Here is a 22635-nt window from a genome sequence, read left to right as displayed (position 1 = left end):
CGCGCCGCCGAGCCGTTTACGACAGTTTGTAGGACCAGCCCTGACGTCGGCATGATCGACGGTTAAGATTCGTGTCAGCTCTGTTTTTGGGCCCCTGTCCTATCCGGATGTTTGGAGAAGCTGTTGACAGCCGAAGCGCCCCCCTTGGGAGAACTCGAGGCCGTTCGTCCGTACCCGGACCGGACCGGCCCCAAAGGGAACCTCGTCTACAAACTGATCACCACCACCGATCACAAGATGATCGGCATCATGTACACGGTCACCTGCTTCGTCTTCTTCTTCATCGGCGGACTGATGGCCCTGTTGATGCGCACCGAGCTGGCCGCGCCGGGACTGCAGTTCCTGTCCAATGAGCAGTACAACCAGCTGTTCACCATGCACGGCACGATCATGCTTCTGTTGTACGCGACGCCGGTCGTGTTCGGGTTCGCCAACCTGGTGCTGCCGCTGCAGATCGGCGCGCCCGACGTGGCTTTCCCGCGGCTGAATGCCTTCTCGTTCTGGTTGTTCCTGTTCGGCGGTCTGACCGCGTCGGCCGGCTTCATCGTCCCGGGTGGGGCCGCCGACTTCGGCTGGACGGCCTACACGCCGCTGTCCGACGCCGTCCACTCGCCCGGCGCCGGGGGAGACCTGTGGATCACCGGCCTGATCGTCGCCGGTCTGGGCACCATCCTGGGTGCGGTCAACATGATCACCACCGTGGTGTGCATGCGCGCACCCGGCATGACGATGTTCCGGATGCCGATCTTCACCTGGAACATCCTCGTGACGTCGATCCTGATCCTGATCGCGTTCCCGATCCTGACCGCCGCGCTGTTCGGGCTGGCCGCCGATCGACATCTGGGGGCCCACGTCTACGACGCGGCCAACGGCGGGGTGCTGCTGTGGCAACACCTGTTCTGGTTCTTCGGCCATCCCGAGGTGTACATCATCGCCTTGCCGTTCTTCGGGATCATCACCGAGATCATCCCGGTGTTCTCCCGCAAGCCGGTATTCGGTTACACCACCCTGGTTTACGCGACGCTGTCGATCGCCGCGCTGTCCGTCGCGGTGTGGGCGCACCACATGTTCGCCACCGGAGCCGTTCTGCTGCCGTTCTTTTCGTTCATGACGTATCTGATTGCGGTGCCCACCGGGATCAAGTTCTTCAACTGGATCGGCACGATGTGGAAGGGGCAACTCACCTTCGAGACCCCGATGCTGTTCTCGGTGGGCTTCCTGGTGACCTTCCTGCTGGGCGGTCTGACCGGCGTGATGCTGGCCAGCCCTCCGCTGGACTTCCACGTCACCGACACCTACTTCGTTGTCGCGCACTTCCACTACGTGCTGTTCGGCACGATCGTGTTCGCGACGTTCGCCGGCGTCTACTTCTGGTTCCCCAAGATGACGGGCCGGCTGCTCGACGAGCGGCTGGGCAAGCTGCACTTCTGGCTGACCTTCATCGGCTTCCACACCACCTTCCTGGTGCAGCACTGGCTCGGCGACATGGGCATGCCCCGCCGCTACGCCGACTACCTGCCCTCGGACGGCTTCCAGCCGTACAACATCGCCTCGACGGTCGGCGCCTTCATCCTGGGTGCGTCGATGTTCCCGTTCGTTTGGAACGTCTTCAAGAGCTGGCGCTACGGCGAGGTCGTGACCGTCGACGACCCGTGGGGTTACGGCAACTCGCTGGAGTGGGCGACCAGTTGCCCGCCGCCGCGGCACAACTTCACCGAGCTGCCCCGGATCCGTTCGGAGCGGCCGGCTTTCGAGCTGCACTACCCGCACATGGTGGAGCGGCTGCGCGCCGAGGCGCATGTGGGGCGCCACGCCACGGCTCTCGAATCGCCGAAGGGATTCGGTCCGCGGACCGAGCCCGATCGCTCGACCCCTGAGCAGTAGCGGCTGAGTCGGGGGTGAGCACACCACCGAAGGTGTCGGTGCTGATCACCGTCACCGGAGTGGACCAACCGGGCGTCACCTCGGCCCTGTTCGAGGCGCTCTCCGGGCACGGCGTCGAGCTGCTCAATGTCGAACAGGTGGTGATTCGGCACCGCCTCACCCTGGGCGTGCTGGTGTGTTGTCCCGCGGACGTCGCCGACGGCCCCGAGTTGCGCCGTGACGTCGAATCGGCCATCCGCGGGGTGGGCCTCGACGTCACCATCGAGCACAGCCACGACGTGGAGATCATCCGGGAGCCCTCGACGCACACCATCTTCGTGCTGGGCCGGCCCATCACCGCCGGCGCGTTCGGGGCGGTGGCCCGGGCGGTGGCCGGCCTGGGGGTCAACATCGACCTCATCCGCGGTGTCTCCGACTACCCGGTGACCGGCCTGGAGCTGCGGGTCTCGGTGCCGCCGGGGTCGGACGCCGCGCTGCGGACGGCGCTGAACCAGGTGTCCGCCGAGAAGCGCGTCGACGTGGCCGTCGAGGACTGCACGCTGGAGCGGCGGGCCAAACGGCTGATCGTGTTCGACGTGGATTCGACGCTGGTGCAGGGCGAGGTGATCGAGATGCTGGCGGCCCGGGCGGGCGCCGAGGGGAAGGTCGCCGCCATCACCGATGCAGCCATGCGGGGCGAGCTGGACTTCGCGCAGTCGCTCGAACAGCGGGTGGCCACGCTGGCGGGTCTGCCGGCCACCGTGATCGCCGAGGTCGCCGATCAGCTGGAGCTGATGCCCGGGGCCCGGACCACGCTGCGGACGTTGCGGCGCTTGGGTTTTCACTGCGGTGTAGTGTCCGGCGGCTTCCGGGGGATCATCGAGCCGTTGGCCGAAGAGCTGATGCTGGACTACGTCGCGGCCAATGAGCTGGAGATCGTCGACGGCAAACTCACCGGACGGGTCGTCGGCCCCATCGTCGACCGCGCCGGCAAGGCGGCGGCCCTGCGGGACTTCGCGGAGCGGGTCGGGGTCCCGATGGCGCAGACCGTCGCCGTCGGCGACGGTGCCAACGACATCGACATGCTGGCCGCGGCCGGGCTGGGGGTGGCGTTCAACGCCAAGCCGGCGTTGCGTGAGGTGGCCGACGCCTCGCTGAGCCACCCATACCTGGACACGGTGCTGTTTTTGCTGGGCGTGACGCGCGGCGAGATCGAGGCCGCCGACGCGGTGGACGGCGAGGTCCGCAGGGTGGAGATCCCCCCCGACGAGTAGCGGCCGCAAGCGCGGCCAGGCGAGGGCCGTCGCCGCGAGCGCATGCGCGCGTTGAGTGTGCGCTCAGGCGGCGACACGCCGGGCGGGGCCGCCATGGCGTCACACTCAACGCCGCGGTTTCACACCCGTTCGGGCCCGCAGCCCAGGATGTCGGGAAACGGGGGCTTCTGCGTCCCCTTGCGGGGGATACGGCACGATGAGCGGGTGCCCGAAAACGGAAGTGAGGCAGCCGACCCCGATCTGCTGATCGACTTCAGGAAAGTGTCGCTGCGGCGCGGCGGCCACACCCTCGTCGGGCCGTTGGATTGGGCGGTCGAACTCGACGAGCGCTGGGTGATCGTCGGCCCCAACGGGGCCGGCAAGACGTCGCTGCTGCGGATTGCCGCGGCCGCCGAGCACCCCTCGTCGGGGGTGGCCTTCGTGCTCGGCGAGCGGCTGGGCCGGGTCGACGTGTCGGAGTTGCGCGCCCGGATCGGTCTGAGTTCGTCAGCCCTGGCACAGCGGGTGCCCACCGACGAGGTGGTGCGCGACCTGGTGGTCTCGGCCGGTTACGCGGTGCTGGGCCGCTGGCGGGAGCGCTACGAGGACGTCGACTACCGCCGGGCCGTCGACATGCTGGAGAGCCTGGGCGCCGAGCACCTCGCGGACCGGAGCTACGGAACGCTGTCGGAAGGCGAGCGCAAGCGGGTGTTGATCGCTCGCGCGTTGATGACCGATCCGGAGCTGCTGCTGCTCGACGAACCGGCCGCCGGTTTGGACCTGGGGGGACGCGAGGAGCTGGTGGCACGGCTGGCCGACCTCGCGGCCGACCCCGACGCGCCCGCGCTGGTGTTGGTCACCCACCACGTCGAGGAGATCCCGCCCGGCTTCAGCCACTGCATGCTGCTGGCCGAAGGAAAGGTGGTCGCCGCGGGGCTGCTGACCGACGTCCTGACCGCAGAGAACCTGTCCACCGCGTTCGGCCAGTCGATCGCCCTCGACGTCGTCGACGGGCGCTATTTCGCCCGCCGCGTCCGCACCCGCGCAGCCCACCGGAGGCAGCTATGACGTCACCGAACGAAGAGGCCCCACTGGTGCCGCGGCCCGCGGCGACCGTGATGCTGGTCCGCGACGACCCGGGCGGGATCGCCGTCTTCCTGATGCGCCGGCACGCCAAGATGGAATTCGCGGCCGGGACGATGGTGTTTCCCGGCGGCGGCGTCGATGACCGCGACCGCAACGCCGACATCGCGTGGGCGGGCCCGCCGCCACAGTGGTGGGCGCAGCGGTTCGGCATCGAGCCCGATCTGGCCGAGGCGCTGGTCTGCGCGGCAGCCCGGGAGACCTTCGAGGAATCCGGGGTGCTGTTCGCCGGGCCCGCAGGCGACCCGGACGGTATCGTCGGCGACGCCTCGGTGTACGCCGACGCCCGCCGCGCGCTCGCCGACGGCACGTTGTCGTTCGCGGATTTCCTGCGCCGGGAGAACCTCGAGCTGCGCTCCGACCTGCTCCGGCCGTGGGCCAACTGGGTCACCCCCGAAGCCGAGCGCACCCGCCGCTATGACACCTACTTCTTTGTGGGCGCCCTGCCGCACGGGCAGCGGGCCGATGGCGAGAACACCGAATCCGACCGCGCCGGCTGGACCACGCCGCAGGCCGCCATCGACGACTTCTCGGCCGGCCGCTGTTTTCTGCTGCCGCCGACGTGGACCCAGCTGGATTCGCTGGCGGGGCGGACCGTCGCGGAAGTGCTGGCCGTCGAACGGCAGATCGTCACGGTGCAGCCGCACCTGGAGATCCAGGGCGACAACTGGGTCTTCGAGTTCTTCGACTCGGACCGCTACAACCAAGCACGCGAAGCCGGCGGGATGGGGTGGCGGCATTGAGCGAGTTCGTCAGCACCGTGGTCAGCGACGGCTCGCAAGACGCCGGGCTGGCCATGCTGCTGCTGTCGCGACCGCCGACAAACGCGATGACCCGCCAGCTCTACCGGGAGATCGTCTCCGCGGCCGCCGAACTGGGGGAGCGCGACGACGTGGCAGCGGTCATCTTGTTCGGCGGGCACGAGATCTTCTCGGCCGGCGACGACATGCCCGAGCTGCGGACGCTGACCGGACCGGAGGCCGAGACGGCGGCCCGGGCGCGGCAGCAGGCCATCGACGCCGTCGCGCGGATCCCGAAGCCGACCGTTGCCGCGATCACCGGGTACGCGCTGGGCGCCGGGCTGACGCTGGCCCTGGCCGCCGATTGGCGCGTCAGCGGTGACAACGTGAAGTTCGGCGCGACGGAGGTCCTGGCCGGCCTCATCCCCGGCGGTGACGGCATGGCCCGGCTGACCCGCGCGGCCGGGGCGAGCAAGGCCAAGGAACTGGTGTTCAGCGGCCGGTTTTTCGACGCCGAGGAGGCGCTGGAGCTGGGCCTGATCGACGAGATGGTGGCCCCCGACGACGTGTACGACGCCGCCGCGGGGTGGGCGCGCCGCTTCCTCGACGGCCGCCGGCATGCGCTGGCCGCCGCCAAGGCCGGCATCAACGACGTGTTCGAGCTGAGTCCGGCCGACCGGGCCGCCGCCGAGCGGCGCCGCTACGTCGATGTGTTCGCCGCTGGTGGCAGCGGTGAACACGACTCCGAATCCGGCGCCCGTTAGGCTGCCCTGCATGACGACGAGTTCGACCGATGCCGTTCCCAACCCCCATGCCACGGCCGAAGAGGTGGAAGCCGCCCGGCATGACAGCAAGCTGGCCCAGGTCCTCTACCACGACTGGGAAGCCGAGTCCTACGACGAGAAGTGGTCGATCTCTTACGACCAGCGTTGCGTGGACTACGCGCGGGACTGCTTCGACGCCATCGTGCCAGACGAGGTGCAGCGCGAGCTCCCCTACGATCGGGCCCTCGAATTAGGCTGCGGCACCGGGTTTTTCTTGCTCAACCTGATCCAGTCCGGGGTCGCCCGGCGCGGATCGGTCACCGACCTGTCTCCCGGGATGGTCAAGGTCGCCACCCGAAACGGGCAGTCGCTGGGGCTGGACATCGACGGCCGGGTCGCCGACGCCGAGGGCATTCCGTACGACGACAACACCTTCGACCTGGTAGTCGGGCACGCCGTGCTCCACCACATCCCCGACGTCGAGCTGGCGCTGCGGGAGGTCGTCCGGGTACTGCGGCCGGGCGGCCGGTTCGTGTTCGCCGGCGAGCCGACCACCGTCGGCGACACCTACGCCCGCACGTTGTCGACGCTGACCTGGCGCGTCGCCACCAACGTCACCAAGTTGCCCGGTCTGGACGGCTGGCGGCGACCGCAGGCCGAACTCGACGAATCCTCCCGCGCCGCGGCGCTGGAGGCCGTCGTCGACCTACACACCTTCACCCCGGGCGACCTGGAGCGGCTGGCCGTCGACGCCGGTGCGGCCGAAGTTCAAACGGCCACCGTCGAATTCACCGCTGCGATGCTGGGCTGGCCCCTGCGCACGTTCGAATGCGCGGTGCCGCCCGGGCGGCTCGGCTGGGGCTGGGCGAGGTTCGCGTTCACCAGCTGGAAGACGCTGAGTTGGCTCGACGCCAACGTCATGCGCCACCTGGCGCCGAAGGGCTGGTTCTACAACGTGATGATCACCGGGGTCAAGCCCTCCTGAGTGACGGCCTCACGTTCGGCGCCGGCGACGTCCGATATCTGCGGTCGGAATCGGGCGCCGCGGCGCTGGCGGAGGTCGCCGAGCTCGAGCTGACCGACGCCACCCGGGTCGCCGATATCGCCGCGGCGCGCGCCCGGTTCGGCGACCGGGCGGCGGTGTTGGTGGAAACGACGTTGCTGCGCCGGCGCGCCGCCGAGAAGTTGAGCGGGGTGGGCTCCGAAATCCCGGTTTCGGAATGGCTTTTCACCGATGAGGCGCTGCAGCAGGCCACCGCGGCCCCGGTGGCTATGCACCGCGCCAGGCGGCTCGCCGAGGCGGGAGTCGTCGTGCACGACGCGACCTGTTCGATCGGCACCGAGTTGGCCGCGCTGCGCCGGTTCGGCGTCCCGGCGGTGGGCAGCGACATCGATGCGGTGCGGCTGGCGATGGCCCGGCACAACCTGGGCGGGGTGGCCCACCTCTGCCGCGCCGACGCGCTGTTCCCGGTGACCCGCGACGCCGCGGTGCTCGTGGACCCGGCGCGACGTGGCGGCGGGCGCCGCCGCTTCCGCATCGATGACTACCGGCCGGGCCTCGGTGCCTTGATCGACACCTATCAGAACCGTGATCTCGTCGTAGAATGCTCTCCCGGAATAGATTTCGACGAGGTGAGGCGGCTCGGTTTCGATGGCGAGATCGAGGTGACGTCCTATCGCGGCGCGGTACGGGAGGCGTGCCTGTGGTCGCGCGCACTGGCGCAGGGCGGTGTTCGCCGTCGGGCCAGCGTCCTCGACCGCGGCGAACAGATCACCGACACCGACCCGGACGACTGCCCGGTGCGGCCGGCCGGGCGATGGATAGTCGATCCCGACGGCGCCGTGGTCCGGGCGGGGCTGGTTCGCCATTACGCGGCGCGGCACGGGCTGTGGCAACTCGACCCCGACATCGCCTACCTGTCGGGGGACGCGCTGCCGCCGGCGGTCCGCGGCTTCGAGGTGCTCGAGCGGCTGGCGTTCGACGAGCGACGGCTCCGCCAGGCGTTGTCGGCGCTGGACTGCGGGACGCTGGAGGTCCTGGTTCGCGGCGTACGGGTCGACCCAGACTCACTGCGGCGACGGATGCGGCTGCGCGGCAGCCGGCCCCTGTCCGTGGTCATCACGCGCATCGGGTCGGGGGCCGCCGGTCGCGCGGCGGCGTTCGTATGCAGGCCCTCGCGGTAGGCTGGTGGGATCGCTCTTGGAGGCGCCAGCCCCGCCTAATCTGCAAGGACAATAGAAGGATGCGTTATCTGATAGCGGCCGTGGTGCTCGCATCGGCGGCCCTGTTGGGCTGGCCGGCCGCCGCCGCCCCACCGTCGTGCGCCAGCCTCGGCGGCACCGTGGAGGACGGCCAGATGTGCCGCGTGCGCGCCATCGGCCCCACCTACATGCTCAACATGGTGTTTCCTGCCGACTATCCCGACGAGCAGGCGCTGACCGACTACATCACGCAAAACCGGGACGGTTTCGTCAACGTCGCGCAGAGCTCCGGGTCGCGCGATCAGCCCTACCAATTGGAGGCGACCACCGAGCAACGCAGCTCCGGTCAGCCGCCGCACCACACCCGCAGCGTGGTGCTCAAGCTCTTCCAGGACCTCGGCGGGTCGCACCCCTCCATCTGGTACAAGGCGTTCAACTACAACCTGGGTACGAAGCAGCCCATCATCTTCGACAACCTGTTTGCGCCGGGCACCACGCCGCTGGACAGCATCTTCCCGGTCGTGCAGCGCGACCTGGCACGCCAAACCCCCTTGGGCGCAACCATATTCCCTTCGACCGGTCACGATCCGACGCACTACCAGAACTTTGCCATCACCGACGACCAGCTGATCTTCTACTTCGCGCCCGGTGAGATGCTGCCGGCGTTTGCCGGGCCGGTCCAAGCCGAGGTGCCCCGCAACGCCATCCCGCCGCTGGCGCTCTGACGACTAGACCGGCCCGGCCAGTGTCTCCATCGCCGCGGCGCCCACGGCCAGCGCCACCTGCGCGAGGCAACCGAGCAGCGGAACGAAGAAGGCGGTGCGGCGCCGGGTGAGGCGGCGGATGGCGACCACCAGGGCGATGACGAAGACGACGGCGCCGCCGCCGAGACCCAGGAACATGGCGCGATCGATCCATGCCGGGTCGCCGCACTTTCGGGAGCCGCACGGGTCGGTGCCCATGACGAACAGGCTCAGCACGCCGATTGTGACGGCGACCAGGAAAGCGTGGACGGCGAGCAGCACAATGGTCGCGGTGCGGTCCACCGCCAGGTTGCGCTCGCTTTTTCTGGAGTAGGCGTCGACAGCGCCCTGCATCTCGTCGTCATCGGTGGCCATGGGCTCAGTATGGCCCGGTCAAGCCGGTGCGAAACCGTACACCTGGCCATCGCTGGTCGCGGCCACCACGCGGCGATCGGTGCCGACCGCGACCCCCACCGGATAGCCGGTGGCTGCCGGAAGGGGATAACTGCCCTGCGTGTGGCCATTACCCGGATCGAAGGCCAGCAGCGACATACCGGGCGCGCCGTTTGAGGCCGGGGCGCTGACGACCGTGTACCCGGCGCCGGCGCCGGCCAGGCTCGACGACGACAGCGGGACGACGTCGTCGCGGCGCCACGCCTGATCGGCGTGATCGCCGGCGTCCTTGAATGCCACCAGCCGGGTGTCGGGCCCGCCGCCCGACACGATGAGGCCGCCGGGCGTGACCGCGGGCGGTGTCTGTGCCAGGAACCCCAGCGGCGCCGACCATTTCACTTTCCCGTCGGCGGCGTGCAGGGCCCACAGTCGCTGGTCGCGGCCATTGACGTAGACGGTCGACCCGTCGGCGGACAGCACCGGGCTGGCGATGACACCGTCCCCGACGGCGTCGCTGGTCCACTCGCGGGACAGCAGCGGCGTCTGCCCGGGGTGATACTTCAGCCCGACCAGCCCCGCAGCCGGGGCGCCCGGCTGCCAGACCCCCAGCACCGCCATCTGGCTGGCCGCCGAAAAAGCGGGTGCGGCGGCCACCGGGCATCCCTGCCGCGCCGGCGCGCAATCTGCCAACCCGCGCGTCGCGTCGGTTGGATCGACGCCGTCGACCAGATCCATCGGGCTGCCGGCCACCGCGCCGCGGTGCGCCTCGAAGACCAGCACCTGACCCAGGTGCGTCGCCACGAGCAGCTGCCCGTGTCCCAGAAACCGCGGCGTCGCGGGCATTCCGATCACCGGCCGCCGCCACCGCGTCCACTGCGTGACCGGGAAGGACAGGAACGCGCCGGGCTGGCCGACGTAGAGGTTGTCGAACCCGTCGAAGAGCGGGCCCGCAAAGCCGCCGCCCTGGAACAGGCGCACGCACCAGCGCTGCCGGCCGTTGTGGTCGTTCTCCCACTCCATCAGCGAACATCCGGCCGGCGTCTGCGCGTTGAGGGCCAGGTAGCCGCGCGCGCTGAGCGCCGGGCCCGCGCCCAAACTGCCCTTGACGGAGCGCGTCCACCCCAGTGCCAGCTTGGTGGCGCCGTTGGTGCCGGTGTAGCTGCTGTTGGCGGCGTCGCCGTATTGCGCGGGCCAACCGGCCGACGCTGATGCCTCCACCCATGAGTCGGTGTTGGCGCAGCCGCCGAGCCCGATCGTGATCGCGGCGGCCAGCAGCGCGGATGACCAACGCCGAAGCCCACGCAGCAGATGTCGGGCACGCACTTGGATTCCCCAGATCCTTTCCGCGGACGTCGGCATGGGCCGCGATCGAGTACAGGTGAGGGTAACCCGTCGAGATCTCGCCGCGGTTGATCGCTAGGCTGTCCGGCCATGACGAGCATGTGGGGCGCGCCGATCCATCGCCGCTGGCGTGGATCGAACCTGCGGGACCCGCGCCAGGCCAAGTTCCTCACGCTGGCGTCGCTGAGATGGGTGTTGCGCAACCGCGCCTACACACCCTGGTACCTGGTGCGGTATTGGCGGCTGCTGAAGTTCAAGCTCGCCAACCCGCACATCATCACCCGGGGGATGGTTTTCCTGGGCAAGGACGTGGAGATTCACGCGACGCCCGAACTCGCGCAGCTGGAGATCGGCCGCTGGGTGCACATCGGCGACAAGAACACGATCCGTGCCCACGAGGGCTCGCTGCGGTTCGGCGACAAGGTGGTGCTGGGCCGCGACAACGTCATCAACGCCTATCTCGACATCGAGCTCGGCGATTCGGTCCTGATGGCCGACTGGTGCTACGTCTGCGACTTCGACCACCGGATGGACGACATCAACCTGCCGATCAAGGACCAGGGCATCGTGAAGTCGCCGGTGCGGATCGGGCCCGACACCTGGGTGGGGGTGAAGGTGACGGTGCTGCGCGGCACGGCCATCGGGCGCGGCTGCGTGCTGGGGTCACACGCCGTGGTCCGCGGTGTCATCCCCGACTACTCGATCGCGGTCGGCGCGCCGGCCAAGGTGGTCAAGAACCGCCAGCTCGCCTGGGAGAGCTCGGCCGCCCAGCGCGCGGAACTGGCCGCGGCGCTGGCCGACATCGAGCGCAAGAAGGCTGCGCGCTAGAAAGTCGGCTAGGCCGATCGCGGTGACCCGCAGCGCCCGGCTTCGCCGCGCTCGCGATCACCGCTAGGCCGATCGCGGTGACCCGCAGCGCCCGGCTTCGCCGCGCTCGCGATCACCGCTAGGCAGCCGGCTCAGCGTGGTCGTCGACCTTGAAATCGAAGTTGACGTCGCCGGCGTCGACGTTGGTGACGGTCACCGCGACGCCGTATTTGTCGTTGCCGTCCACGAGCTGGCACCGCAGCGTCGCGCCCTGGGCGCCCTTCAAGTTGTCCGGGCAGGTCACCGCGTCCGGTCGCCTGCCCACCTGCTGGGTCAGCTTGTCGCTGATGATGCTGGCGACCTGGTTCTTATCGACCGTCTCGGCCATGTCGAACTTGACGTCATTGCCGTTCACGCTCGTCACGGTCACGTTGACATTGAACGTCTGGTTCTTGACCTTCATCTCGCAATTGAGTTGCGCCCCAACCTTTGCCGGTAGATCGTTCGGGCAGGTCACCGAATCGGGCTTGTTGCCCGCGGCATCGGTGAGCTTCGAGGTGATCTGGCCGGCTACATCGCTCTTGCTGACCGTGTGCGACGAGCCCACGGAACACGAACAGGCGCCGACGCCGGCCAGCAACCCCGCGGCGGCACCGGACATCAGCAACGTCCGAACGATGAAGTGTGTCATTAATGCCTCCTGGGCGGCTTGACAACTGTGAATCGGCTGATAATTGCATGCCAACTAGCTTCGGGTAGGCGATTGAGCAAACATTCACGCACGCGGCAATTCGTTGCCGAGCGGGCCGGCGCCGGCCCGTGGCTCAGATGCTCTGGTAGCGCCGCAGCGCTTCGGCGCGCTCGGCGCCGTGGTCGACCATCGGCGCCGGATAGTCGCCCGGCCGGTCGCCCTTGCGCAGGTGTGCGTCCTCGACCGAGCGCAGCTCGGTCACCCACCGCCGGATGTAATCCCCGGACGGGTCGAACTTCTCGCCCTGGGTGGTCGGATTGAACACCCGAAAGTACGGCGCGGCATCGGTACCGCAGCCCGCGCACCACTGCCACCCATGCTGGTTGTTTGCCATATCCCCGTCGACCAGCTGATCCAGGAACCACTCGGCGCCCCACTGCCAGGGCAGGTGCAGGTCTTTGACCAGAAACGATGCGACGATCATCCGCACCCGGTTGTGCATGAAGCCGGTCTCGCGCAGTTGACGCATCCCGGCGTCGACCATCGGGAAGCCGGTTTCGCCGGCCTTCCAGGACTCGAAGCGGCGTTTCGCGTCGGAACCCGTGTCGGTACGGATGCCGTCGAACTGGCTGTTCCAATTGCGCCAGGCGCTGGCCGGCCAGTGATGCAGCACATCGGCGTAGAAGTCGCGGAACGCCAACTCGCGCACATAAGCCTGGGCCCCGTCGTGACAGAGGTCGAGATCGGTGACCATGGTGCGGGGATGGATGCTGCCAAACTTCAGGTACGCCGACATCCGGCTGGTGCCGTGCATATCGGGCCGATTACGTTCCTCGGCGTAGCGTTGCAATCCGTTGTCCACGAACGACTTCCACTGTTTGCGGGCCGCTGCCTCGCCGGCGGCGATGTCGAGTCCGGCACCGGGATCCGGGATTTCGGCTTGCTCGAACGGCAGCTGCGCCGGATCGAGCCAGCGCGCGGAGCCGGCGCTCGATTTCGCCGGCGCCCGCCAGCCGGACTCGCGCCACTGGCGCAGAAACGGGGTGAAAACCTGATAGGGGGTACCGTCCTTCTTGGTGACCCGGCCCGGCGAGACCAGGTACGGCGACCCGGTGGCCACCAGGGGAACGGAATCCAATGCGGCGCGCACCTTTTCGTCACGGCGCTTGCCGTACGGCGCGAAATCCTCGGAGATGTGCACGGCCGACGCACCGATCTCCCCGGCGATGCGCGGGATCACCTTGTCGGGCCGGCCACGGGTCACCAGTAGCCGGCCATCCAGGTCGTCGCGCAGCTGTCGCAGCGAGTCACCCAGGAACTGGAGGCGGCGCCGGCCGGAGGAAGCCTCGAGCTTCGGATCGAGCACGAAACAGCCGAGCACTTCGCCGTCGTCGGCCGCGGCATTCAGCGCCGGATGGTCAGCCAGCCGCAGGTCGCGGCGAAACCATAAGAGGGTCGGCATGATCCGATGGTTTCCTCAGCGGTTCAGCCGCCAAACATGGGTGGCCAGGACGGTCGCGAAGGAACACCACAGCGGGTACGCCGAGAGGGCCAGCCCGGCCCGCGGGTCGGCTTGCGCGGTCCGACGCGCGAGGTCGACGCTGCTGGCCGTCAGGGCGGCGGCACCGACCGCGGACGCGCCGAGTCTGTGGAAACGGAAGAAGAGCCAGCTCCATGCGGCGTTGAGAACAAGGTTGAGCCCGAGCGCCGCGGCGTAGCGGCGTGCCCTGTCGTGTTGTCCCGCCGCGCGAAACCGGTCGATGGCCACGGCGGACGTAACCGCGATGTCGCCGTAAAGGGTGGTCCACGCCACCGGGAAGGCGGCGGCGGGGGGCTGGTACGGCGGCTTACGCAGCCGCGCGTACCAGGTGGAAACGGCCTTGGCGCTCGCGATGCTTCCGGATCCACCGGCGACGGCGACGGCGAGGCTTGTCGCGGCCAGAGTTGACTTGTTCACGGCGTGCTCCGTTCGTGTTGATATTCGACTTGTGCTGCAACGGCTTTGGCGGGTTTCGGTGCGGCGGGCCACCAGATACGGTCACCGATGACGGCGAACAGCGCGGGGATGACCAGTGTGCGGACCACGAAGGTGTCCAGCAGGATGCCCAGGCCGACGATGATTCCCAGCTGCGTCAGCACTATCAGCGGCAGCACGCCGAGCACGCAGAAGACGGCGGCCAACACGATTCCCGCGCTGGTGATGACGCCGCCGGTGGCCGACACCGCCGCGACCATCCCGGCGCGTGCGCCGCGCTGTGCGGACTCCTCGCGTGCGCGGGTGACCAGAAAGATGGTGTAGTCCACCCCGAGGGCGGCCAGGAACAGGAAGGCGAACAGCGGCGTGCTGTTGTCCAGCGCCGGAAAGTCGAAAACGTGACTGCTGGCCCATCCGCCCAGGCCGAGCGCGGCCAGCGCCCCGAGGATCGTCGCCGCGAGCAGCGTGGGCGGCGCAAGCGCGGAGCGCAGCAGGACATAGAGCACGACGAGGATGACCGCAAGAATCGCCGGGATCAGCAGATGCCGGTCATGCGTGGCCGCGTTGCGAACGTCGAGTGCCTGCGCATCCGCTCCGCCCACCAGCGCCGCCGGGTTGGCGGACTTGGCCGTATCACGCAGCGCGGCAATGGTATTGAACGCCTGGTCGGATGATGGCGGCGCGTCGATCACCACCGACCACTTCGTCAGCCCGGCCGCCGAGTGGCCGGAATCGTTCGCCGAGATCACGCCGGGGGTCGCCTTGATGGCCTGCGGCACCCGCGGGTCGGTGGGGGCGACGACGAGCGTGGGGTTGGCCAGACCGGCCGGAAAATGCGCGGCCACAATGTCGTAACCGGCCACCGAATCCGCGTGGACCCGGAACTGCTCGGTCTGCGACAAACCGATGCGCGTGCCCAGTAGGCCGGTGGCAAGGGCCGCCAAACCGGCGACCGCGACGGCCGCGACCAGCGCCGGACGCCGGTTCACCCACTCCCCGACGCGATGCCAGGCACCGGAATCAGTGGTCGGGTTGTCCTCGGGGCGGGGAATGAAGGGCCAGAACAATCGACGGCCGCACAGTCCCAACAGCGGTGGCAGTATCACCAGGGCCGACACGGCGGCGACCACGAGTCCGCACGCCCCCAGCGCGCCCAGACTGCGTGTGCTCGGCGTCGAGGCGAACAGCAGGGTGAGCAACGCCAGCACCACGGTGGCATTGCTGGCGATGATCGCGGGGCCGGCCATCCGCACCGCGCGGCGCAAGGCGTCTCGATGTTCGCTTGCGTGCCGGAGCTCCTGCCGATAGCGCGATATCAACAGCAGTGCGTAGTTGGTGCCCGCGCCGAACACCAGGACACTGGTGATCCCGGAGGTGGCGCCGTCGAAGCTCAGCCCGGTCAGCGACGCCACGGCGGTACCCAGCGCCGCGGCGACCCGGTCGGCGAACCCGACCACCACCAGGGGCAGCAGCCATAGCACCGGGGAGCGGTAGGTGACGATCAACAGCAGTGCCACCACCGAGGCTGTCACCGCGAGCAGGGTGACGTTGGCATTGGTGAACGCGCCGGCGATGTCGGCGCCGAACGCCGGGCCGCCCGTGACGTGGACCTGCAGTTCCACCGGTAGGCCGGTGGAGGCGGTTTTGCGCAGGTTGGCGACCGCGTCGCTCAGGGTGAGGCCCGACAGATCGGCGCTGACGGGCACCACCCCGATGGCCGCCTTGCCGTCGGCCGACACCTGCGCCGGCACGGCGGCTCCGTCCGGCCCTATGGCGGCCTGCATGCGGCCGCGGGCCGCCTGTGCGGCGGTGATGTCGGCGGGGGCGAGCGCGGCGCCGTCGGTGCGGCTGACGACCATGATCAACGGAACGTGGTCACCGCCGGGAAACTGGCGGGCCATGGCGTCGACCCTGGCCGAATCGGACGCCGTCGGCACCGACAACGGCGCCTGGCCCGCCGCCCCGTTTGCGCCGACGACCACCATGAGACCGATGCCGAGCAGCAGCGCACCCACCGCGAACAGCCAGGAGCGCCGTCCCGTCAGGGCTGCGGCCAAGCCATCCCACACCACGAGTCAAAGTCTTTCAGTATGTTAAACATTAATCAACTGAAATTACGCATCGTCACGCATTAGGGCGCCGACGGCACGCAACAAGGGGCACTATGAACATTATGGATGTGAGGGGCCGGGGGTTCGTCGCGCCGGGGTGCCCGCTGTGACGGCCGACCGCGGGCCGCTGACCACTCGCAAACGGCGGCACATCGACGTGTGCCTCGATGAGCAGGTCAACTACGAGCAGCTCAGTACGGGGCTGGAGCGCTACCAGTTGCCCTACAACGCGCTCACCCAGACCAGCCTCGGCGACATCGACCTGTCCACCAAATTCTTCGGTGCGAACCTGCGGTCCCCGATTCTGATCGGTGCGATGACTGGCGGCGCCGAGTTGTCGGGAGCCATCAACCGGCATTTGGCCGCCGCCGCTCAACAGCTTGGCGTGGGGATGATGCTCGGCTCGCAGCGGATAATGCTCGACAGCGCGCTCGGTGAGCGGGCGGCGACCAGCTTCACCGTTCGTGATGTGGCACCGGATGTCTTGCTGTTCGGCAACATCGGCCTGGCCCAGCTGACCGAGGCCGCCGTGCCCGAGCTCGCGAAGGCTCTCGACCGAGTGGGCGCCGATGCGCTTGCGGTGCACACCAATCCGTTGCAGGAAGCGATGCAGAGCAACGGTGACACGGACTTCTCGGGGTCGTTGGCCAGGCTGTGGGATGTGGCCGACGCGATAGATCGCCCCGTTTTGCTCAAGGAGGTCGGCCACGGGATCGGCGGCGCGGCGGCCGCGGAACTCGTTGGGGCCGAGGGGGACTTGCCGGTTTCCGGGGTAGACGTCGCGGGCGCCGGCGGCACGTCATGGTCGCGGGTCGAGCAGTTCGTCCGTTACGGTGAGCTGCGCTACCCGCACCTGGCCGATTGGGGCATCCCGACCGCCACGGCGATCGTGGAGGTGCGGGAGGTGCTGCCCGAGATCCCATTGGTGGCTTCGGGCGGTATCCGTACGGGTATGGACGCGGCCAAGGCGATCGCGTTGGGCGCCGACGTCGTGGCGGTGGCTCGGCCGCTGCTGCCGGCCGCGATCGATTCCGCTGCGGCCGTTGTCGATTGGCTGCAGCCGTTCATCGACGAGCTTCGCGTCTGCCTGCACGGCTGCGGTGTCGCAAGCCTCTCCGGGTTGCGCGCCGTCGAGCTCACGCCAGTCTCGTAGCGGCGTGTGACATGGCGGTGATACTGGCCTACGGTTCGCCGGCCCTCGGGCACCTGCTGCCGGTCGGGGCGCTGCTGGCCGAGCTCGCCGCCCGCGGTCATGAGGTTCACGCCCGCACGATGGAGGCCGGCGTCGCGACGATGCGCGGGGTCGGCGTGCACGCCGAGCCCGTCGCCCCGAACATCGAGGCGATCGTCGGCGAGGATTGGCGGGCCCGAAACGCCTTGGAAGTATTGAAGTCAACCATCGACGTGCTCTGCCGGCGCGCGGTGCTCGAAGTCGAGGACCTGCGGCGCGCGGTGGACGCGGTCCGGCCGGATGCGATCATCGTGGACGCGAACTGCTGGGGGGCGATGTCGGCCGCGGATGCCGGAAGCACCCCATGGCTGGTGTTCTCGCCCTTCACGCCGTACCTGCGGTCCCGTGGCGTTCCGCCCTTCGGCCCGGGCTTTCGACCGCTTCCCGGCATTGTCGGCGACTTCCGGGACGCCTCGGTGCGACCGATCGTCCGGCACCTGTTCGATCGGCCAATGCTGCCGCGAGTCAACGCCATTCGCGCCGGGCTGGGGGTGCCGCCGGTCGCCTCGGTCGACGACTTCGTGCGGCGCGCGCCGCTGCTGCTGGCCGTCGGCGGCGAGCCCTTCGAGTATCGGCACCCCGGCTGGGCCGGTTTGGTTCACCACATCGGCGCGTGTGTATTCGAACCCGCCCCGCGGGCCACGCCGGAGTGGGTCGACGCCATCGAGCGCCCGGTGGTGCTGGTGAACACGTCCTCGATCAAGCAGCCCGACGCCGCCCTTGGGCGGACCGCGCTGCGGGCGCTGGCCGATGAGCCCGTCCACGTGGTGGCGACGTTCCCCGCGGGCATACCACCCGACCTTCCGCGGCCACCGAACGCGACCATATGCCGCTTCGTCCCCCACGGGGCGGTGCTGGAGCGCGCCAGCTGCGCCATCACGCACGGGGGGATGGGAACGACGCTGAAAGCCCTCGACCGAGGCGTACCCGTCTGCGTCGTGCCGTTCGCGCGGGACCAGGCCGAAGTCGCCCGGCGCGTCGAGGTCGCTCGCTGCGGTACCCGCCTGGCGGCCAAACACCTCACCGTGGCACGGCTGCGGGCGAAGGTACGTGCGGCGATGACGATGGCGGACGGCGCGCGCCGCGTGGCTGCCGGGTTCGCCGCGACCGGAGGTGTGCAGCGCGGGGCGGACCTGATCGAGCAGCGGGTGCTTGGCCCGGCGTGCCGGCGGCCGGTGCGCTAGGTCGGGCGATCGCCGGTCTTACTGACCGACCGGCGCCGGCCCTTAACCGGCGCGCGTTTGGCTTCGCTCGCCGACGGCTTGGGGGTCACCGCGTCGAATTGCGATTCGAAGGTGGACATCGCCTCCATCATCGCCAGGAAAACCCGGTGTGCGGCGGCCAGATCGCGGTCGGACAGGTCGGCGAGGGCCGCGCGCAGTTCCGCGCCCAGCGGGGTGAAGAACGAGCGGGCCAACGCCATGCCCGGCTCTTCATAGCGGAGCAGCGTCTTGCGCCGGTCGACGGGATCGGGCTCGCGACGCAGGTGGCCGGAGTCGATCATGCGGTCGACCAGGTAGGTGATTGCGGCGGGGGACACGTCCAGCCGCTGTCGCAACTGCGCCGGCGTCAGCGGCGTCCCGGCGGTTTCGGCGACCATGATGTGCAGCAAGGCGTGCAGGTCGGTGCCGCCGACATCGTGCTGACGGGCGAAGTGCCGTCCGATGCGGTCCGATTGCGCTGTGAGTGCGCGCATGTCGGCCGACATCAACTTCTCGAGTTCGGCTCGGTCTAGTCGCCGATCAGCGGCGCCGCGCTTGGTCACTTACCTGTGTCCTTCTGCAAGATTCGCCGCTCAGCGTATCGGCGACCGCCGCGCGCGGCCCGCTTACCCCGCCAAGTGTCTCGCATTTGCACCCGATTGCCCGTGAATACACCGACCGAGGGGGGTTCAGCACTTGCTCGGATCGTGACCCCAGTTCATCAGCGAGTAGCGCCAAGCGCTCTCGTCGATGTCGCCCCGGGGGCGTTGCGCCAGGTGGCGCTTGGCGTAACTGACGACCTTGCGCATGTGCGCGTAATCGTCGGCCATCGTTTCCCTCAGTCCCGGGGGCGCAGCGCGCCGGGCCTGTGCACCGCGTCCGCGCCCGTCTTGTCACTGCGGACCTTGTACTGTGGCTCGTCTTCGGAGGCGCGCACGGTGCGTCCGGCGGCCTCGGTGTCCGAGGTGATTTCGCCCTCGACCGTTCCCCGGACGGTGTTGCCGTGGCTGCGCCACTCGACCTTGTCGCCCTCGTGAAATTTCTGGTCACCCATGTCGCTTCTCCTTTCAACAGTGCGACGGAGCCGCCGCCGGCCTTAGGCCACCGCGCGCCGTAGCGGTGACATCGCGGGCGATGCCGCCGAACACCACGTCGCGGTAGGGTGCCGACGCGTTCCAAAAAAGTTGCCCGGCAAGGCCATACGGCTGAAACAACGCCCGCTGGCGGTACCGGGAGCCACCGTTGCCGTCGGGGGTCGCGGACAGCTCCAGCCAGAGCCGCCCTGGCAACGGGATATCGGCGCGCAATCGGACCAGCCGCGGCGTGTCGATGTGCTCCACCCGCCACCAGTCCAGGGCCTCGCCTTCGTGTAACTGCTGCCCGTCCAGCGGCCGGCGCAGAAACCGGACGGCGCCCAGCGCGCCGTTGATCCAGCCGCGCAGGGGCCATTCGAACGGAAACGCCGACCAGTTGCGCTCGGTGGCGGCCGTTTGGATGGCCCGCCAAAGCGTTTCGGGATCGGTGCTGCTATGGCGTTGACGCACATCCTCATACCGCGATCCGCCGGCCCACTGCGGATCGGTGGGCAGCGGCTGGGAAGGCGCACCGTTCATGTCGGCGCGCGACCACCGGGTGCGCAGATCTTTTTCGCGCACGTGCGCGAGGGCGAGTTCGACGGCCTCCTCGTAGTGCATCAGTCCGCCGTCGGGATCGGGTATGTAGCGGGCGATGTCGTGGTTGGCGCACACCACGTCGTTTTCCAGCGACTCCATCAGCGAGAAGGCGAGTTGGCGAGGAATGGGGGTGAGCAGATCGACCCACGGCGCCGACAGCCGGGGGCTCAACAACGGCACCGGCACGGCGGGCCGCCGGGGCAGGCCGGCGATCATGGCGTACTTGCGGATCATTTCGGTGTAGGTGAAGCGGTCCGGCCCGCCGATGTCGAATGGCCGGTTCACCTCCGCCGGCAGCTCCGCCGCGCGGACCAGGTAATAGAGCACGTCGCGCACCGCGATGGGCTGGACGCAGGTGCGCAACCAGCGCGGTGCGACGATCAGCGGAAGCCGCTCGGTGAGGTACCGCAGCATCTCGAAGCTGGCCGATCCAGCCCCGATGATGGCGGCCGCGCGCAACTCCACGGAGGGCACGCCCGAAATTCTCAGCAGGCGCCCTACCTGCGCACGCGAGGCCAGATGATCGGAGAGCTTCTGCCCGTCGGGCGTGATGCCGCCGACGTAGACGATCCGCGACAGCCTCGCCTGGGCCGCGCACTCGGCCACATTGCGGGCCGCGCGTTCGTCGAAGTCCACGAAGTCGGGGCGCATCAGCGAATGCACCAGGTAGTACAAGACTTGTTGGCCTTCCAGCGCCCGGCGCACGGCGGTGGCGTCGATGACGTCACCTTGAACGACGTCCACCTGGTCACGCCAGGCGACGTCGTCAAGCTTGGCGGGGTCTCGGGCCAGCACGCGCACGGTGTGACCCTCCTCGAGCAGCTCGGGGATGAGCCGCGTGCCCAGGTATCCCGTGGCGCCGAACACGACGCAGTGCATCAATTCACTCCTTCAGCCGAGTGGTCGTTGGGGGTGGCGGTGTGGGCAGGATGCCCCGACGTGCGCCGGCGCTCCTTCAGCCGCGATTCGTGGGCGTGGCGACGACCGTCGGTGAGCCGGCTACGCACCAGGCGTTCGACTTCTCGGAAGCATCGGTAGTAACCCTCGTCGTAGTCGTCGACGACCTGAAAGGTCCACGGGTCGGGTAACACGTTGCGCCCGATGAGTTCGCGGCTGATGTGGTGCGCCAGATCGGAGTGGCCAAGCTCGTGCAGCTGGGCGACCGCGGCGTCGAGTTGCAGGTCGGCCCGCCCGGTCAGCTGGTGGAAGGAGTACAGGTGGCCCCGGGCGCGCTCGACGGTTTCCAGAGCCTCGGTGACTTTGCCGACCGCCTCGGCGACGGCGTCGCTCGTGTCTGCGTGATCCATGGCTTCCTTCCCAACCGGTCGCTAAGGCATTCCCCCTGGGAAAGGGGCCGAATCCCCGAACCCGGCATCCATAGCTTAATTCACTTAATATTTAAGTTACTGGAATAAATCCGGGGTCGCCATGGTGGTTCACTCGTGATGGCTTGCCGAGCAAGGGTTTAGGCGTCGGCCCGGCAGGGATCAAAGCGCCTTGAGATGCTTCTTGGTCGCCCTGCGCAGCTGGATGATCCGCGCGGCGCCGACGAGCACCGTCGTGGTCGCGCCGGCGACCGCCGCCAATAGGTAGCCCACCCCGACCGGCAGGTTCCAGTGGAAGCCAAGGAAATGGACGGTTATGGATTCGGTGTTCTGCGCGACGAAGATAAGCAGAATGATCAAGATCACCAGGCCGACGACGAGCGCCCACCAGGCGGCCGCCAGCCGGGTGAACGATCGGGATGACGGCTCGGCGGGAACGTGCGGCTCAGTGCTCATGCTGGTGACTAGCCCCTCACGCAGTGGGCCAAACACGCTGGAGCCTCGCGATCGTCTCGCGGCCCGCCGTTTAATCCGTCGGTTCCGGGGTATCTGGCCTGCAATGACTGTGAAAGAGGTACCGCAGCGTGTCTGGCGCGGCCGGCGCAAGGTGATGCGGTTGCAAAGAGACCTGTGGCTTGCGCAGTTGGCCCTGTGGCCGACGTTGATCGTGTCGGCCGTTCTGCTTTCGGCGCTCACTTGGGCGTTGTGGCAACGAAAGTGGCAACGCAATTCTCGTGGGAGTCAACCCGACGCGGTGCCGCCCGTCACGGATCCCTCATGGGCCGGCGCGCCGCCGCCGCGGGCCGGCGTCGGCGGCTGACGCGTCTCGCGAAGAGCCTCCAGGACACGGCCGCCGACAGGAACGCGAATGCCTGTGCGACACCGATGCGGCCGGACGGAACGAAAAGCCCTGCGACATAACGGTCGACGAACCCCGTGCTGGGCAACGGATCCATGTCGGCGCGGCGACGGGCCCATGACTCCAGGGCTGTCAGCGGGCATGGCAGCCTGAGCGCAACGACGGCGGCGCCCCAGGCGACGGCCGCCCGGTGCAGCACAATGGTTCGCGGCCAGCGCAGCGCGAGGAATCCCCCTGCCGGTACATAAGCCAGGTAGGCGAGGTGCGCGCCGACCGTCACCACGACCGCGGCGGCATACCCTCTTCGCATGGCCGAGCC

The 22635-nt window shown here is 68.8% G+C and carries 24 protein-coding genes; 11 read left to right on the top strand and 13 right to left on the bottom strand.

Going from position 1 to position 22635, the window contains the following annotated elements; genetic code table 11:
• Positions 1-123: 123 nt before the first annotated feature.
• The 8 genes from ctaD (at position 124) to H7J89_RS06145 (ending at position 8690) form a co-directional block, all read left to right on the top strand.
• Positions 124-1884 (top strand): aa3-type cytochrome oxidase subunit I, encoded by a 1761-nt coding sequence (ctaD, locus tag H7J89_RS06180; RefSeq protein WP_264037663.1) that lies wholly within the window; start codon positions 124-126, stop codon positions 1882-1884.
• Between the two features lie 14 nt (positions 1885-1898).
• Positions 1899-3137, top strand: a complete 1239-nt coding sequence (serB, locus tag H7J89_RS06175) for a phosphoserine phosphatase SerB (protein WP_264037661.1) — start codon at positions 1899-1901, stop codon at positions 3135-3137.
• 186 nt (positions 3138-3323) lie between these two features.
• Entirely contained in the window at positions 3324-4184 is an 861-nt protein-coding gene (locus tag H7J89_RS06170) for an ABC transporter ATP-binding protein (protein WP_264040142.1), read from the top strand.
• Positions 4181-5002: an NUDIX hydrolase gene (locus H7J89_RS06165; RefSeq protein ID WP_264037654.1), complete on the top strand. Its 822-nt coding sequence runs from the start codon at positions 4181-4183 to the stop codon at positions 5000-5002. The genes H7J89_RS06170 and H7J89_RS06165 overlap by 4 nt, the downstream gene beginning before the upstream one ends.
• Positions 4999-5763 carry an enoyl-CoA hydratase gene (locus tag H7J89_RS06160; protein WP_264037648.1) on the top strand — a complete coding sequence of 255 codons (765 nt, stop codon included), beginning with the start codon at positions 4999-5001 and terminating at the stop codon, positions 5761-5763. Before H7J89_RS06165 ends, H7J89_RS06160 begins: the two co-directional genes overlap by 4 nt.
• 10 nt (positions 5764-5773) lie before the next feature.
• Positions 5774-6748, top strand: coding sequence for a class I SAM-dependent methyltransferase (locus H7J89_RS06155; protein WP_264037640.1), 975 nt, complete (start codon positions 5774-5776; stop codon positions 6746-6748).
• On the top strand, positions 6745-7947 hold the full coding sequence (locus H7J89_RS06150; protein ID WP_264040135.1) for a class I SAM-dependent methyltransferase: 1203 nt from the start codon (positions 6745-6747) through the stop codon (positions 7945-7947). Before H7J89_RS06155 ends, H7J89_RS06150 begins: the two co-directional genes overlap by 4 nt.
• A 59-nt stretch (positions 7948-8006) precedes the next feature.
• Positions 8007-8690: an esterase gene (locus tag H7J89_RS06145; RefSeq protein WP_264037633.1), complete on the top strand. Its 684-nt coding sequence runs from the start codon at positions 8007-8009 to the stop codon at positions 8688-8690.
• Positions 8691-8693: 3 nt separating this feature from the next.
• On the opposite strand, the gene H7J89_RS06140 is transcribed toward H7J89_RS06145, so the two are convergent.
• Both H7J89_RS06140 and H7J89_RS06135 read right to left on the bottom strand, forming a co-directional pair.
• Positions 8694-9083 (bottom strand): DUF6264 family protein, encoded by a 390-nt coding sequence (locus H7J89_RS06140; protein ID WP_264037627.1) that lies wholly within the window; start codon positions 9081-9083, stop codon positions 8694-8696.
• 18 nt (positions 9084-9101) lie between these two features.
• On the bottom strand, positions 9102-10460 hold the full coding sequence (locus H7J89_RS06135) for an outer membrane protein assembly factor BamB family protein (RefSeq protein WP_264037620.1): 1359 nt from the start codon (positions 10458-10460) through the stop codon (positions 9102-9104).
• Positions 10461-10532: 72 nt separating this feature from the next.
• On the opposite strand from H7J89_RS06135, the gene H7J89_RS06130 reads away from it, so the two are divergent.
• A complete protein-coding gene (locus H7J89_RS06130; protein WP_264037611.1) occupies positions 10533-11270 on the top strand; it encodes an acyltransferase in 738 nt (245 codons plus the stop codon).
• A 118-nt stretch (positions 11271-11388) separates the two neighbouring features.
• Here the strand turns inward: H7J89_RS06130 and H7J89_RS06125 are convergent, their stop codons facing one another.
• From H7J89_RS06125 to H7J89_RS06110, 4 genes are all read right to left on the bottom strand, one after another.
• The gene (locus tag H7J89_RS06125; RefSeq protein WP_264037605.1) at positions 11389-11940 is read right to left on the bottom strand and encodes an anti-apoptotic protein; all 552 of its coding nucleotides are present in this window, start codon (positions 11938-11940) and stop codon (positions 11389-11391) included.
• 133 nt (positions 11941-12073) lie between these two features.
• Positions 12074-13402 (bottom strand): cryptochrome/photolyase family protein, encoded by a 1329-nt coding sequence (locus H7J89_RS06120; protein WP_264037599.1) that lies wholly within the window; start codon positions 13400-13402, stop codon positions 12074-12076.
• A gap of 15 nt (positions 13403-13417) precedes the next feature.
• Positions 13418-13897 (bottom strand): TspO/MBR family protein, encoded by a 480-nt coding sequence (locus H7J89_RS06115; protein ID WP_264037590.1) that lies wholly within the window; start codon positions 13895-13897, stop codon positions 13418-13420.
• Positions 13894-15987 (bottom strand): MMPL family transporter, encoded by a 2094-nt coding sequence (locus H7J89_RS06110; RefSeq protein WP_264037583.1) that lies wholly within the window; start codon positions 15985-15987, stop codon positions 13894-13896. Before H7J89_RS06110 ends, H7J89_RS06115 begins: the two co-directional genes overlap by 4 nt.
• Before the next feature lie 145 nt (positions 15988-16132).
• Between H7J89_RS06110 and fni the strand changes: the two genes are divergently transcribed.
• Positions 16133-17179 (top strand): type 2 isopentenyl-diphosphate Delta-isomerase, encoded by a 1047-nt coding sequence (gene fni / locus H7J89_RS06105; protein WP_264037578.1) that lies wholly within the window; start codon positions 16133-16135, stop codon positions 17177-17179.
• An 11-nt stretch (positions 17180-17190) separates the two neighbouring features.
• Complete coding sequence (locus H7J89_RS06100; RefSeq protein WP_264037571.1) at positions 17191-18441, top strand: glycosyltransferase; 1251 nt, start codon at positions 17191-17193, stop codon at positions 18439-18441.
• Here H7J89_RS06100 and H7J89_RS06095 read toward each other — a convergent pair.
• The 7 genes from H7J89_RS06095 to H7J89_RS06065 all read right to left on the bottom strand — a co-directional run bounded on the left by H7J89_RS06095 (position 18438) and on the right by H7J89_RS06065 (position 22626).
• Positions 18438-19022 (bottom strand): MarR family winged helix-turn-helix transcriptional regulator, encoded by a 585-nt coding sequence (locus H7J89_RS06095; RefSeq protein ID WP_264037565.1) that lies wholly within the window; start codon positions 19020-19022, stop codon positions 18438-18440. The two genes, H7J89_RS06100 and H7J89_RS06095, sit on opposite strands and share 4 nt — an antisense overlap.
• Before the next feature lie 126 nt (positions 19023-19148).
• A complete protein-coding gene (locus H7J89_RS06090; RefSeq protein ID WP_264037544.1) occupies positions 19149-19289 on the bottom strand; it encodes a DUF3140 domain-containing protein in 141 nt (46 codons plus the stop codon).
• Between the two features lie 8 nt (positions 19290-19297).
• Positions 19298-19513 carry a hypervirulence associated TUDOR domain-containing protein gene (locus tag H7J89_RS06085; RefSeq protein WP_264037537.1) on the bottom strand — a complete coding sequence of 72 codons (216 nt, stop codon included), beginning with the start codon at positions 19511-19513 and terminating at the stop codon, positions 19298-19300.
• A gap of 13 nt (positions 19514-19526) precedes the next feature.
• The gene (locus tag H7J89_RS06080; RefSeq protein WP_264037530.1) at positions 19527-21011 is read right to left on the bottom strand and encodes a DUF2867 domain-containing protein; all 1485 of its coding nucleotides are present in this window, start codon (positions 21009-21011) and stop codon (positions 19527-19529) included.
• On the bottom strand, positions 21011-21439 hold the full coding sequence (locus H7J89_RS06075) for a hypothetical protein (RefSeq protein ID WP_264037521.1): 429 nt from the start codon (positions 21437-21439) through the stop codon (positions 21011-21013). Before H7J89_RS06075 ends, H7J89_RS06080 begins: the two co-directional genes overlap by 1 nt.
• 180 nt (positions 21440-21619) lie before the next feature.
• The gene (locus H7J89_RS06070) at positions 21620-21913 is read right to left on the bottom strand and encodes a LapA family protein (RefSeq protein ID WP_264037513.1); all 294 of its coding nucleotides are present in this window, start codon (positions 21911-21913) and stop codon (positions 21620-21622) included.
• A gap of 308 nt (positions 21914-22221) precedes the next feature.
• Positions 22222-22626 carry a DUF2784 domain-containing protein gene (locus tag H7J89_RS06065; protein ID WP_264037506.1) on the bottom strand — a complete coding sequence of 135 codons (405 nt, stop codon included), beginning with the start codon at positions 22624-22626 and terminating at the stop codon, positions 22222-22224.
• Positions 22627-22635: the final 9 nt, after the last annotated feature.

Source organism: Mycobacterium paraffinicum (assembly GCF_025822865.1).
Classification (GTDB): domain Bacteria; phylum Actinomycetota; class Actinomycetes; order Mycobacteriales; family Mycobacteriaceae; genus Mycobacterium; species Mycobacterium paraffinicum.
Note: the sequence above shows the minus strand (reverse complement) of the source record. Positions and strands in the feature narration are given on the sequence as shown.